The organism is Micromonospora arida, from assembly GCF_003857035.1.
In the GTDB taxonomy this organism is placed as follows: Bacteria; Actinomycetota; Actinomycetes; order Mycobacteriales; family Micromonosporaceae; genus Micromonospora; species Micromonospora arida.
Window position 1 is genome coordinate 1 of sequence record NZ_QGSY01000321.1, and the last position, 12043, is coordinate 12043.

General features: G+C 71.7%; 15 protein-coding genes. 6 read left to right on the plus strand and 9 right to left on the minus strand.

What is annotated here, in order from left to right:
- The 3 genes from DLJ58_RS31785 to DLJ58_RS31795 all read right to left on the minus strand — a co-directional run.
- The coding region (locus DLJ58_RS31785; protein ID WP_148098028.1) for a cysteine desulfurase family protein at positions 1-1152 on the minus strand (1152 nt) is incomplete at its 3' end.
- Positions 1153-1256: 104 nt separating this feature from the next.
- On the minus strand, positions 1257-1922 hold the full coding sequence (locus tag DLJ58_RS31790; RefSeq protein ID WP_124862304.1) for a class F sortase: 666 nt from the start codon (positions 1920-1922) through the stop codon (positions 1257-1259).
- A complete protein-coding gene (locus DLJ58_RS31795) occupies positions 1919-2749 on the minus strand; it encodes a DUF4397 domain-containing protein (protein WP_124862307.1) in 831 nt (276 codons plus the stop codon). Before DLJ58_RS31795 ends, DLJ58_RS31790 begins: the two co-directional genes overlap by 4 nt.
- 230 nt (positions 2750-2979) lie before the next feature.
- Between DLJ58_RS31795 and DLJ58_RS31800 the strand changes: the two genes are divergently transcribed.
- Entirely contained in the window at positions 2980-3582 is a 603-nt protein-coding gene (locus DLJ58_RS31800; RefSeq protein WP_124862310.1) for an RNA polymerase sigma factor, read from the plus strand.
- Entirely contained in the window at positions 3536-4345 is an 810-nt protein-coding gene (locus DLJ58_RS31805; protein WP_124862313.1) for an anti-sigma factor, read from the plus strand. Before DLJ58_RS31800 ends, DLJ58_RS31805 begins: the two co-directional genes overlap by 47 nt.
- Positions 4346-4439: 94 nt before the next feature.
- Here DLJ58_RS31805 and DLJ58_RS31810 read toward each other — a convergent pair whose 3' ends face one another.
- From DLJ58_RS31810 to DLJ58_RS31825, 4 genes are all read right to left on the minus strand, one after another.
- Complete coding sequence (locus tag DLJ58_RS31810; protein ID WP_124862316.1) at positions 4440-5399, minus strand: electron transfer flavoprotein subunit alpha/FixB family protein; 960 nt, start codon at positions 5397-5399, stop codon at positions 4440-4442.
- 14 nt (positions 5400-5413) lie between these two features.
- Entirely contained in the window at positions 5414-6193 is a 780-nt protein-coding gene (locus tag DLJ58_RS31815) for an electron transfer flavoprotein subunit beta/FixA family protein (protein WP_124862320.1), read from the minus strand.
- 187 nt (positions 6194-6380) lie between these two features.
- Positions 6381-6794, minus strand: a complete 414-nt coding sequence (locus DLJ58_RS31820) for a hypothetical protein (protein ID WP_124862323.1) — start codon at positions 6792-6794, stop codon at positions 6381-6383.
- Positions 6791-7588, minus strand: coding sequence for a GNAT family N-acetyltransferase (locus DLJ58_RS31825; RefSeq protein WP_124862326.1), 798 nt, complete (start codon positions 7586-7588; stop codon positions 6791-6793). Before DLJ58_RS31825 ends, DLJ58_RS31820 begins: the two co-directional genes overlap by 4 nt.
- A gap of 42 nt (positions 7589-7630) precedes the next feature.
- On the opposite strand from DLJ58_RS31825, the gene DLJ58_RS31830 reads away from it, so the two are divergent.
- The 3 genes from DLJ58_RS31830 to DLJ58_RS31840 are packed head-to-tail and all read left to right on the plus strand — an operon-like array spanning position 7631 to position 8769.
- Positions 7631-8023, plus strand: coding sequence for a YidH family protein (locus DLJ58_RS31830; RefSeq protein WP_124862329.1), 393 nt, complete (start codon positions 7631-7633; stop codon positions 8021-8023).
- Positions 8020-8325: a DUF202 domain-containing protein gene (locus DLJ58_RS31835; RefSeq protein ID WP_124862332.1), complete on the plus strand. Its 306-nt coding sequence runs from the start codon at positions 8020-8022 to the stop codon at positions 8323-8325. Before DLJ58_RS31830 ends, DLJ58_RS31835 begins: the two co-directional genes overlap by 4 nt.
- A gap of 27 nt (positions 8326-8352) precedes the next feature.
- Positions 8353-8769: a PLD nuclease N-terminal domain-containing protein gene (locus DLJ58_RS31840; RefSeq protein WP_124862335.1), complete on the plus strand. Its 417-nt coding sequence runs from the start codon at positions 8353-8355 to the stop codon at positions 8767-8769.
- 48 nt (positions 8770-8817) lie between these two features.
- On the opposite strand, the gene DLJ58_RS31845 is transcribed toward DLJ58_RS31840, so the two are convergent.
- Both DLJ58_RS31845 and DLJ58_RS31850 read right to left on the minus strand, forming a co-directional pair.
- The gene (locus DLJ58_RS31845) at positions 8818-10440 is read right to left on the minus strand and encodes an acetolactate synthase (protein WP_124862338.1); all 1623 of its coding nucleotides are present in this window, start codon (positions 10438-10440) and stop codon (positions 8818-8820) included.
- A 121-nt stretch (positions 10441-10561) separates the two neighbouring features.
- Positions 10562-11335: an enoyl-CoA hydratase-related protein gene (locus DLJ58_RS31850; RefSeq protein WP_124862341.1), complete on the minus strand. Its 774-nt coding sequence runs from the start codon at positions 11333-11335 to the stop codon at positions 10562-10564.
- A gap of 98 nt (positions 11336-11433) precedes the next feature.
- Here DLJ58_RS31850 and DLJ58_RS31855 point away from each other — a divergent pair, with 98 nt between their 5' ends.
- On the plus strand, positions 11434-11913 hold the full coding sequence (locus tag DLJ58_RS31855) for a DUF6232 family protein (protein WP_124862344.1): 480 nt from the start codon (positions 11434-11436) through the stop codon (positions 11911-11913).
- Positions 11914-12043 lie beyond the last annotated feature (130 nt).

Sequence of the window (12043 nt, forward strand, 5' to 3'; positions counted from 1 at the left end):
GGCCCGGCGGGCTCGGTCGACCGCGGCCGGGAGGGCCGCGATGAGGGCGTCGATGTCGGCCTGGGTGCTGGTGTGGCCCAGGGTGAAACGCAGCGAGGAGCGGGCGCGGTCGTCGTCGGCGCCCATCGCCAGCAGCACGTGCGAGGGCTGGGCCACGCCTGCCGAGCAGGCGGAGCCGGTCGAGCAGGCGATCCCCTGCGCGTCGAGCAGGAGCAGCAGCGCGTCGCCCTCACAGCCCGGAAAGGAGAAGTGCGCGTTGCCGGGCAGCCGGTCGGTCGGGTCACCGTTGTAGACCACCTCGGGCACCGCCTGGCGGACCCGTTCGATCAGGTCGTCGCGGAGCGCGGCCACCCGGGCCGCGTACTCCTGCTGGCCCTTCACGGCCGTCTCCACCGCGACCGCGAAGGCGACGATGCCGGCGGTGTCGAGGGTGCCGGAGCGGATGTCGCGTTCCTGGCCGCCGCCGTGCAGCAGCGGCGTGGCCGGCACGTCCCGGGCGAGCAGCAGCGCGCCCACCCCGGTCGGGCCGCCCAACTTGTGCCCGGTGACGGTCAGCGCGGCGACCCCACTGGCCCCGAAGTCGACGGGCACCTGACCGACCGCCTGGATGGCGTCGGTGTGGAAGGGCACACCGTGTTCGGCGGCGACGGCGGCCAGCTCGGCCACCGGCTGGACGGTGCCCACCTCGTTGTTCGCCCACATCGCGGTGACCACGGCCACCTGGTCGGCGTGCGCGGCCAACTCGGCGCGCAGGGTCTGCGGGTCGAGCCGACCGACGGCGTCCACCGGCAGCCAGCCGACCTCGGCGCCCTCGTGCTGGGCCAGCCAGTCGACAGCGTCCAGCACCGCGTGGTGCTCGACGGCGCTGGAGACCACCCGGCGGCGGTCGGGCCGGGCTGCTCGGCGGGCCCAGAAGATGCCCTTGACCGCGAGGTTGTCGCTCTCCGTGCCACCACCGGTGAAGATCACCTCAGAGGGCCGGGCGCCCAGCACCGCGGCCACCCGTTCGCGTGACTCTTCGACCCGGCGGCGGGCACGGCGGCCCGCCGCGTGCAGGGAGGACGCGTTGCCGACCTCGCGGGCGGTAGCGACGTACGCCTCCAGTGCCTCGTCGAGCATGGGAGTCGTCGCCGCGTGATCCAGGTAAGCCATCGCCGTTCAGCGTACGGCCGACACCTTGGGGACCGGATGCCGGAGGGGACCGCACGCAATGGGCCGGGGTGGAAACTCCACCCCGGCCCGATGCGCGGACCCGCTCAGGCGGGCACCGCGGTGACGACGATGTTGTCGCGGTACTTGCGCGCCTTGGCGTCGAACGGCCCACCACAGGTGATCAGTGTCAGCCGCGGCTTGCCGTCGCGAGCGAAGTAGCGCTCCAACGGAATCTTGGTCTTGTCGTACTCCTCCCGGGCCACGACCCGGTACTTGCGGGCCTCGCCATCACTGCCGGTCGCGGTCAGGGTGTCGCCCTGATCGAGCTCCCGCAGCCGGAAGAACGCGCCCTTGCCCTGCTGGGCGCTGTCCACGTGACCAGCGATGACGATCGAGCCGGCGTCCGCCTCCAGGCCGGGCCCGTACCGGTACCAGCCGATCTTGTCGACGCTCGGCGGCACCTCGAAATCGTTGGTCCGCTTGTTGATGCCGACCGCGTTGATCGTGGCGGTGACGTCGATCGCCGGGATCACCAGCCGCACCGGCGGGACGATCTCCGCCCCGGCCGGCAGTTCGCCGACGGTCACCGGGACAGACTGGCCATCGGCCGCGCTGGCCGACGGGGTCGGGGTGGCGGTCGCGAGGTTGGCCGCCTCGTCGCCGCCCACGTCCTCGGCCGGCTGGGAGCCGCACGCCACGAGCGTGGCGACGGTGAGCGCGGCAACGCCGGCGGCCAGGGCCGCCAGCGCGCCGCGATTGCGCACCGTCACTTGCGGCCGGTCCGCGCGGTCGCCATCCGCACCCCACCACCAAGCAGCAGGAGTACGCCGGCACCGGTGAGCACGTACCACCAGGTGTCCACGCCCGTGCCGGCCTGGCCGCCGTCACCGCTGGGCACGCCGCCCGGGGCGGAGTGCAGGCCGGTGATGGTCTGCGCCACCACGTCGAGGGTCTTGCCCTCGGCGGAGCCGATCGCGTAGACGATCGTGGCGGTGCCCTCCTTGAGGTTGAGGTCCGCCGGGCCGATGGCCACGGTGTCGGTGCCGGCCAGCACCACGTCCGCCTTGACCTCGCCCGCGTCGACGTCGCCCTTGGCCTCGTTCGGGTTGGTCAGGTCCTCGAAGACCGGGGTGCCACCGGCGCGGACGTCGACCGCCGGGGCGGCGGCGGTGTGCCGGACGATCAACCGGGCCTTGCCGGCGTCGACCTTCGAGACGTCGTTCACGAACGGAGTGATCTTCGGCTGGCCGGCGGCGTCGAGGTGGGCCGCGATGCTGATGTTCGCACCGCCCGGCACCGCGGCGTTGTCGACCTTGAGGATCGCGCTGCCGATCGGCTCGCCCGGCTTGGTGAGCGCGATGTCGTAGTCGCCCTCCTCCAGGTTCAGCGGGCCGGCGACGTCGCCGGGCTTGAAGTTGTCCAGCGTCTTCTTGCCGTTGACGTAGACGTCGACCGGGGTGTCCGGGATGCCGTGCACGACGGAGACCTTCGACGTGGCGGCGTACGCGGGGCCGGCGGTGAGGGCACCGACACCGGCGAAGGCCAGCGCGGCGACCGCGCCGCCCGCGGCGACCCGACGGAAGTACGAGAACTGCATGTCTGCCTCCTGATATTTGGTGCTGATTCGTCAGGCCTGGCTTGCAGAACGGGTTACGCCGGCTGTCGGACGGGTGGATGCGCCCCGGAGGCACTTTTCTTTTCCGGCCCAGACCGCATCCGGAACGGGGTCGGGAGACGAAGAGCTGGTGAGATGACTTCGACCGGGGAAGTGGGGCGGGGACTGTGCCAGCTACAGTCGGGCATGCCCCATCGAAGGCGAGCCGCCTGATGACGGCGCTCCAACAGGAACCGGACCCTCCGGTGGACGACCTCGACCGCAGGTTCCGCGCCGGTGACGACGTGGCGCTCCGTGAGGCGTACGACCGCTACGGCCGCGCCGTGCACCACCTGGCCACGTCCATGCTGGCGAACCGCAGCGACGCCGAGGACGTCACCCAGGCGACGTTCGTCGCCGCCTGGCTGGGTCGCGACACGTTCGACCCGGCCAAGGGGTCGCTGATCGGTTGGTTGCTCGGCATCGGCCGGCGGAAGGTGATCGACCGGATGCGCGCCTCGGCCCGGGAGACCCGGGTGGTGGAGACGGTCCGACAGTTGCCCGAGCCGGCGCAGACCGAGCCGGATCCGGACCGCGTGGTGGACCGGTTGGTGATCGCCGACGAGCTGGCTCGTCTCCCGGACGACCAGCGACGGATGCTGGAGCTGGCCTTCTACGACGACCTGACACACCAGCAGATAGCCACGGTGACGGGCGTGCCGTTGGGCACTGTGAAGAGTCACATCCGACGCGGTATGGCGAGCTTGAAGCGCAGATGGGAGGTGGACGGTGCAGCACCTGGACCACGACCGGCTGGTATTTCTGGCACTCGGTGAGAGCGAGGCGGACAACGGGGAGAGCACCCACCTCGGCACCTGCGCGCTCTGCCGGGCCGAGATCGCGAGCCTTCAGCTGGTGGCGGGGCTCGGCACCGAGACGCAGGGCCTGGCCGACCTGCCCGACCCGCCGGAGCACGTCTGGCAGGGCATCGAAGCCCAGGTCAGGGCCGCGGAGGCCGGGCCGTTGCTGACCGAGACCCGTCGACACCGGGTGCCCGAGCAGGCCGACACCACGACGACCGAGCAGACCTTCGGCGCGGCGGCCGAGTCGACGGTGACCCGACTGGACCCGGCGAGGCGATCCCGTCGACGTCGCGGCTGGTCCGGTTGGGTGGCCACCGCGGTGACCGCGGCCGCCGCCGCGGCGGTCGGCGTGGTGGGCACCGTCTCGGTCCTCCGACCGGACGACCCGTCGCCCACCCCGGCGCCGGTGGTGGTGGCGAGCGCGCCGCTGGCGGCGTACGGGGCGACCCCGCCGACGGCCAAGGGTGACGCCCGGGTTTTGAAGGACGGCCAACTACATCTGCATGTGGCGAATCTCCCGAGCGTCGCGGGGTACTACGAGGTCTGGCTCATCAATCCGACGACGATGGAGATGTTCTCGGTCGGCACCCTGGGTGGCGGCTCGGACGCGCTGCTACCCCTGCCCCCGAATGTCGACCTCAAGAGCTACTCGGTGGTCGACGTCTCCGCCGAGCAGTACGACAACACCACCCGCCACTCCGGCGACAGCCTGCTGAGGGGCTCCCTGACGGGCTGATCGGCGGGCCGGCTCAGCTCCCCGGCTCGCCGATCAGCTCCCCATACGTCAGTGGCCGCCCGTTCGCACGGGCGGCCACTGACGTATCGCTGGCTTACTTGCGCTTGCGGATCTCCTCGGCGGCCTGCGGGACGATCTTGAACAGGTCGCCCACCACCCCGAAGTCGGCCAGCTCGAAGATCGGCGCCTCGCCGTCCTTGTTGACCGCGACGATGGTCTTCGAGGTCTGCATGCCGGCCCGGTGCTGGATGGCACCGGAGATGCCGAGGGCGACGTAGAGCTGCGGGGAGACCGTCTTACCGGTCTGGCCCACCTGGAACTGGTGTGGGTAGAAGCCGGAGTCGACGGCCGCGCGGGACGCGCCGACGGCGCCGCCGAGCAGGTCGGCCAGCTCCTCGACCAGCTTGAAGTTGTCGGCGTTGCCGACGCCCCGACCGCCGGAGACGACCACACCGGCCTCGGTCAGCTCGGGGCGGGAGCCCTTCTGCTCGGCGACCCGCTCGACGACCTTGGCCAGCTTGTCGGTGTCGGTGACCGACACGCTGAGCTGCTCGATCGCCGGGGTGGTCGCCGCCGGGGCGGGGGTGACCGAGTTGGGTCGGACGGTGACCAACGGCAGGCCCTTGGTGACCTTGGACTTGACGATGGTGGAGCCGGCGAAGGCGACCTGGGTCGCGGTGCCGTCGGCGTCCAGACCGACCACGTCGGTCAGGATGCCGTTGTCGAGCTTCACGGCGAGCCGGGCGGCGATCTCCTTGCCCTCCTGAGCCGACGCCAGCAGCACGGCGGCCGGCTGCACCCGCTTGACCAACTCGGCCAGCACTGTCGCCTTGGGGGCCACCAGGTAGCCGTCGATCTCGTCACCCTCGGCCGCGTAGATCTTCTCCGCGCCGTACTCGCCCAGCTTGCCGCTCAGCGCCTCGGCGGCGCCGGCGCCGCCCAGCACCACCGCGCTCGGGGTGCCCAGCTCACGCGCGAGGGTGAGCATTTCCAGGGTGACCTTCTTGACGCCGAATTCCTTGGTGGCTTCGACGACGACGAGAACCTCGGACATGTCAGACCCCCCTCTCACACGAACTTCTCGGTGGCGAGGAACTCGACCAGCTTGACGCCGCCCTCGCCCTCATCAGTGATCTTGGCGCCGCCGGAGCGCGGGGGGCGCTTGGTGTGCTCGACGACGGCACTGGTGGCGCCGTCGAAGCCCACCTCGTCGGCCGCGACCCCGAGCTCGGCCAGCGAGAGCGTCTGCACCGGCTTCTTCTTGGCGGCCATGATGCCCTTGAAGGAGGGGTAGCGCGGCTCGTTGATGGTGTCCCAGACGGAGACCACGGCCGGGGTGGCAGCGGTGACCACCTCGTAGCCCTCCTCGGTCTGCCGCTCGACGGTCAGCGTCGCGCCGTCGACCGTGAGCTTGCGGGCACCGGTGAGCGCCGCGACGCCCAGTCGCTCGGCGATCATGTGCGGCATGACCTGGACCCGGCCGTCGGTGGACTCTGCACCGCAGATGACCAGGTCGGCATTGAGCTGACCGAGAGCGGCGGCGAGCACCTTCGAGGTGGCGACGGCGCACGAGCCGTGCAGGGCGTCGTCCAGCACGTGCACGGCCTTGTCCGGGCCCATGGAGAGCGCCTTGCGGATCGACTCGGTCGCCCGGTCCGGACCCATGGTCAGGATGGTGACCTCGCCGCCGTGCGCCTCCTTGATCTTGAGGGCCTCCTCGATGGCGTACTCGTCCATCTCGTTGATCACGTTGTTCGCCGAACCGCGGTCGACGGTGTTGTCGTCATTGCGCAGGTTGCGGTCCGCGCCCGAATCAGGCACCTGCTTGACGAGTACGACGATGTTCATCGCGCTTCGACGACCCTCCTGTGTGGTGTTGCGATTCGCTCGCCCGGTATGGGGCGCAGCGTCGCGCGTCGGTCGACGTCAGGTCAACCGCGGGCGGTTGTGCAGTTGCCCACGGCGCAATGTTACCTGCCAGTAGGTTGCGCTCCCGCAGCACTCAGAGTGACACAGCTCACCGACGCGCGGCCGGTCAGGCCGGCTCGGCCAACGCGACCCTGATCTGGTCGATGGCCGCCGCCTCGGTGGGCGCCACTCCATCGTGCGCGCGGGCCACCCGATCCGCCGCGGCCAACACCAGTTCGCGGTACGCGTCCACGTCCCGTGGGCACTTCTCGCGCAGGATCCGCACCGCCTGCCCCAGCGCCGGCAGCACCACCGACTCGATCTCCAGCTGCGAGTCCCGGGGAAGTCGCGGCAGCGGGCCGGTCGTCAACGCCTCCTTGACCGTGCCACTGGCGTCGGCCAGCGCGCCGGACGCGGCGATGCTCTCCCGGATCACCCCCAGGACACCGGGGTCGGCGTTGGAGACCAGGAAGACGGCGCCGAAGGCACCGGTCTTGAGGGTCAACCGCTCCTCGTCCGTCAACCGCTGCTCCATGATCACGGAGTGTAGACGTACGGGGTGGTGGTGGTGACCGGGACGAGGCCGAGTCGCTCCAGGATCGGCCGGCTGTCCTCGGAACAGTCGACCTGCATGAGCGTCCGACCCCGCTGCTCGGCAAGCCGCGCCCGGTAGTTGACCAGCGCCCGGTAGATGCCCCTGCGCCGCCACTGCGGCAGGGTCGAGCCACCCCACAGCGTGGCGAAGCCGGTGTTCGCCGGGAACCGCACCCAGCCGGCGCTCACCACCGTCCCGCCCGCCTCGGCCACCACCACCGTGATCGAGTTCGAGTCGGCGTCGATCTCCGTGGCCAGCCCCCACACGAGGTGCGAACGGTCCGCCTGCCAGACCTCCTCCTCCATGGCGGCGATCCGCTCCAGGTCCTCCCGGGCGGTCACCTCACGCAGGCGTACCCCCTCGGGAACGACCGGCAGCGCGGCGGCCAGCGGGGCGACCGGGCCGACCACGACGGTCTCCCGGTCCTCCGGCACGAAGCCGGCCGCCCGCAGGCGGTCCGCCAGGTCCGCCGGTTCGTCGTGCTCGTTGAGCTTCCACTCCGCCGACTCGCCCCGCTCGCCGCACAACCGCACCTGCCGGGCGATCAGCTCGTCCAGCGCGTCGCCGGTCAACCCGCCCAGGTCGCGATAGGTGATGAAGCCACCGGAGTCGAGCCCGGAGATCCGGACGAGCGGCCCGTCCCGCTCCACCGTCACGCCGGCCGGAACCGGGTCGGGGATCTCCGGACGGAGTTGGTTGTCGTAGGCGTCGCGCAGCGTCTGTACGTCGAGATCAGTCACCGGCCCAGGCTAAGCGGGATGGGAAGCGGATAATCTCCCACTGTGTGGGAGGCGATCAGACGGTGGTTCGACCCGGCGGAGCGGGGCTCGGTCGGTGAAACACCGGACTACCGCTTCTCCCTGGCCAATGAACGGACCTTCCTCGCCTGGCTGCGCACCGGGTTGGCCCTGGTCGGAGGCGGGTTGGCCGCCGCGCAGTTCCTGCCACCCCTGCCGATGAGCCACCTGCGCGAGGTGATCGCGGTGGCGTTGCTGCTGCTCGGCGCGGCGGTCGCGATCCGCGCGGTGGACCACTGGGCGCGTACCGAGCGGGCCATCCGGCTCGGTCAGGAACTGCCCGCGTCCCGGTTCCCCGCCATCCTGGCGCTCGCCGTCGGCGTCGGCGCGTTGCTGCTGGTGGGCGCCGTCCTGCTGCGGGCGGTCGGCGGGCGGTGAGCACCGGACGCGACCCGGGGCTGCAACCGGAGCGGACCCGGCTGGCCTGGCGGCGCACCCTGCTCACGGTGACCGTGGTGACCGTGCTCGCCGTCCGGCTGGCGTCGACCGGCGACCCGACCGGTGCGCTGATCGCCGGCGGCACCGTTGTGGTGTGGGGCGCCCTGCTGGTGCTCTGCTGGCCCAGGGGCACTGGCACCGGCCCTGCCCGCACCGGCGGCCGGACACTGCCCCTGGTCACGGCGGGCACGGTGGTGCTGGCGTTACTCGGAGTGCTGCTGGTCCTGCGCGGACTAGGGTGACGCGATCCGGTGCGTCATCATGGGTGCATGGCCCGGCTTGGCGTACTCCTCTTCCTGGTGCAGATTGTCCTCGCCGTCTGCGCGCTGATCAGCTGTCTCTCCGCCGAGGAGGGCCAGATCCGCGCCCTTCCCCGGATCGCCTGGGTGCTGATCATCTTGTTCTTCCCGCTGGTCGGCTCGATCGCCTGGTTCATCGTCGGCCGGGAGCCCAGCAACGGCGCCCGCAAGGGCTGGCCGGGCGTCACCGGCGGCGGCGAGCGGCAGCGCCCTCGGCCGGTGGCCCCCGACGACGACCCGGAGTTCCTGCGCTCCGTCGAGGAACGCGCCCAGCAGCAGGACCAGGAGCTGTTCCAACGCTGGGAGGAAGACCTGCGGCGACGCGAGGACGATCTGCGCCGCCGCGACGGTGAGCCGCCGCGCGGGGGCGACCGACCGGAGGTGTGAGCGCGCCGCCGCCGCCGGCGCAGGAGCGACGGCGGCGGCGGGTGCGACTCAGGCCAGGTTCGACGACCGGGGGTACGCGTCGGTCGGGTCGGTGAGCACGTTCACCAGGTACGGCACCCCGGAGTCGAACGCCCGCTGGAGCGCCGGGCCCAGGTCGGCAGCCTTGGCGACCGTCTCCCCCGCCCCGCCGAGCGCACTGACCACCGTGTCGTACCGCAGCTCCGGCTGGAGGTCGGCGGCCACGTCGTAGCCGTACATGGCCCGCATCGGGTGCTTCTCCAGCCCCCAGATGCCGTTGTTGCCGACGACGATCACCACCGGCAGCTTCTGGCGGACCAGCGACTCGACGTCCATCAGCGAGAAGCCGGCCGCGCCGTCGCCCATCAGCACGCAGATCTGCCGGTCCGGGTGACTGACCCGGGCGCCCATCGCGTAACCCATGCCGGTGCCCAGGCAGCCGTACGGGCCCGGGTCCAGCCACGTGCCGGGCTGGGCCGGCTCCAGGTACCGCCCGGCGTACGACACGAAGTCGCCGCCGTCGCCGATGGTGATCGCGTCCGGGGCGAGCGCCCGACGCAGCTCGCCGTAGATGCGGGCCGGGCGGATCGGGTCGGTCTCGGCGGCCATCTCCGCGGCGTCCCGAGCCTTCGCCGCGTCCTCGGCGACGCGCAGGTCGGCGATCCAGTCGGAGTGGTCGGCCCGGTCACCGGAGTGATCGGCCAGCGCGGAGAGGATCAGGCGCAGGTCACCGGCGGGGGCGACGGCCGGCTGCACGTGCGTCGCCCGCTGGCCGGGGGCGTCGACGATGTGCACCACCTTGGCGTCACCGAAGTCACCGAAGCTGAGCCGGAAGTCCAGCGGGGTGCCCACCACCACGACCACGTCGGCACCGGAGAGCGCGGCCCGGCGGGCCTTGGCGAACGCCAGCGGGTGCTCCGGCGGGAGCGAGCCGCGGCCCATGCCGTTGGTGAAGACCGGCACCTGCAACGCCTCGGCCGCCTCGCGCAGCGCGGCGACCGCGTCGCCCGCGTACACGTCGGAGCCGGCGATGATGACCGGCCGCTGCGCCCCGGCGATGAGCATCGCCGCGCGGCCGACCTCCTCCGGGTCCGGGGCGATCGGGTCGACACCGGTCACGGTCGGCAGCTCGGCCTCGGCGACCGAGAAGACCGTCTCCAGCGGAAAGTCGAGGAAGGCCGGGCCGCGGTGCGGGGTGAGCGCGGCGTTCAGCGCCGCACCCACCGCACGCGGGATGTCGTCGGTGCTGAACACCGTCTCGGCGTGCTTGGTGACCGGACTGACCAGCGGCAGGTGGTCCATTTCCTGGAGGCTGCCCGAGCCCCAGCGGAACGCTGGCGCCCGCCCGCCGAGCACCAGCACCGGTGAAGCGTTGAAGAATGCGCTGGTCATGCCGGAGATGCCGTTGGTGACACCGGGCCCGGCGGTGAGCACGGCGAGGCCGGGGCGGCGCTGGAGCTTGGCCACCGCCTCGGCGGCGAAGACGGCGGACTGCTCGTGCCGGACGTCGTAGATCGGGAAGTCCGTCTTGTACGCGGCGTCGTAGAGCGGGAAGACATGCCCACCGGACAGCGTGAACATCTCCCGTACGCCGTGCGCGCGTAGTGCCGCGAGCGCCAACTCGCCGCCGTGACCCTCGATCCGCTCCGTCATGTCGCTCCCATCGTCCGTGGCCGGGATCACAGGTTACCGGCCAGTCACTTGACCCTGCGACCGTGGCCCCGGCCGGTGGACGTTGCCGAGGTCACGGGCCGTCGGGCCGGGAAGCGACGGATCAGCGGCCGGTGAAACCCGGCTTGCGCTTCTCGACGAAGGCCGCCATGCCCTCGCGCCGGTCGTCGGTGGCGAACAGCGCCGCGAAGAGCTGACTCTCCCAGGCCAGGCCCGAGTTCAGGTCCATGTCCAGGCCGCCGTCGACCGCCAGCTTCGCCGCGCGCAGCGCCTGCACCGGCCCGGTCAGGTACGGCTTCACGTAGGCGACCGCGGCCTCGTAGACCTCGGCGGCAGGGACCACCCGGTCGGCCAGGCCGATGCGCAGCGCCTCCTGCGCGTCGACCATCCGGCCCGTCATGATCAGATCCTTGGCGCGGGCCGGGCCGACCAGGCGGGCCAGCCGCTGGGTGCCGCCGGCACCCGGGATGATGCCGAGCTTGATCTCCGGCTGGCCGAGCTTGGCGTCCTCGGCCACGATCCGCCAGTCACAGGCCAACGCCAGCTCACAGCCGCCGCCGAGGGCATAACCGGTAATCGCGGCGACCACCGGCTTGGGGATCCGGGCGATCGCGCCGAGCGCGCTGGACAGGTTCGCCGCCCGGTCGGCCATGTCCACGTAGGACATTTCGGCCATCTGCTTGATGTCGGCGCCGGCGGCGAAAACCTTCTCCCCGCCGTACACGATGACGGCGCGGACCTCGGGATCGGCGGTGGCCGCCGTCGCGGCGGCGCGCAACTCCTCCTGCACCTGGGTGTTGAGCGCGTTCATCGGCGGCCGCTCCAGCCGGATCGTGCCGATGCCGTCAGTGGTCTCCAGCCGAACGAACTCGCCCACGCTGCCCTCACTTCCTCGTCGAAGTCGCGTGCCAACCTTACGACCCGGCTCGTTTGGGTAAGTAGTGTGGTGTCAGCCCCGTGGGCGGGAGTCCAGCCATGATCACGTATTACGACGACAGGTCGGTGCAGGTCACCTCCACCGCCGTCCGTGTCGACGGTCGCAGCTACAAGCTGGCCGACATCACCATGATCTGGCACCGCCGGGGCACCCGTTCCTGGCGTGTGCTGGTGGGACGGGGTGCGATCGGCGCCGCACTCGCCGGCCCGCTGGTCGCGGCGGTGCTCGGCATCGGCGTGGCCGTCTGGCTGCACCGCTCACCCACCGTGACGATCGCGATCGTCGGCGCGTCGGTGCTGGTCGGGTTGGCTGTCGGGCCGGTCGCCGACTTCCTCTTCGAACACCTGGACCGCTCGTACGCCCGGGGCAGCCGCCAACTGGAGATGTGGGCCCGTTGGCGGGGTCAGCCGGTGCGTCTGCTGCGCACCGGTGACGCGCTGCGCTTCGGGCAGATCTACCGGGCGGTGCAGCGCGCGGTGGAGCACAGCCAGCCGGCCCACCCCGTCACGCGCCGCTAGCCAGCCTGGTTCCGCTTCACGTCCCGACCTGACCCGGGCCGGCCGTCACCGGTGGAACCTGCGCAGCGACAGCGCTCGCCAGCCGGGCGCAGCAGGCGCAGGCGCAGCAAGCGCCGGCGCGGGGGCGGGC

Coding starts and splice junctions, on each gene's coding strand:
- DLJ58_RS31795 (WP_124862307.1), bottom strand. CDS start 2,749: ATGCAGTTCTCGTACTTCCGTCGGGTCGCCGCGGGCGGCGCGGTCGCC.
- DLJ58_RS31800 (WP_124862310.1), top strand. CDS start 2,980: ATGACGGCGCTCCAACAGGAACCGGACCCTCCGGTGGACGACCTCGAC.
- DLJ58_RS31810 (WP_124862316.1), bottom strand. CDS start 5,399: ATGTCCGAGGTTCTCGTCGTCGTCGAAGCCACCAAGGAATTCGGCGTC.
- DLJ58_RS31815 (WP_124862320.1), bottom strand. CDS start 6,193: ATGAACATCGTCGTACTCGTCAAGCAGGTGCCTGATTCGGGCGCGGAC.
- DLJ58_RS31840 (WP_124862335.1), top strand. CDS start 8,353: ATGGCCCGGCTTGGCGTACTCCTCTTCCTGGTGCAGATTGTCCTCGCC.
- DLJ58_RS31845 (WP_124862338.1), bottom strand. CDS start 10,440: ATGACGGAGCGGATCGAGGGTCACGGCGGCGAGTTGGCGCTCGCGGCA.
- DLJ58_RS31855 (WP_124862344.1), top strand. CDS start 11,434: ATGATCACGTATTACGACGACAGGTCGGTGCAGGTCACCTCCACCGCC.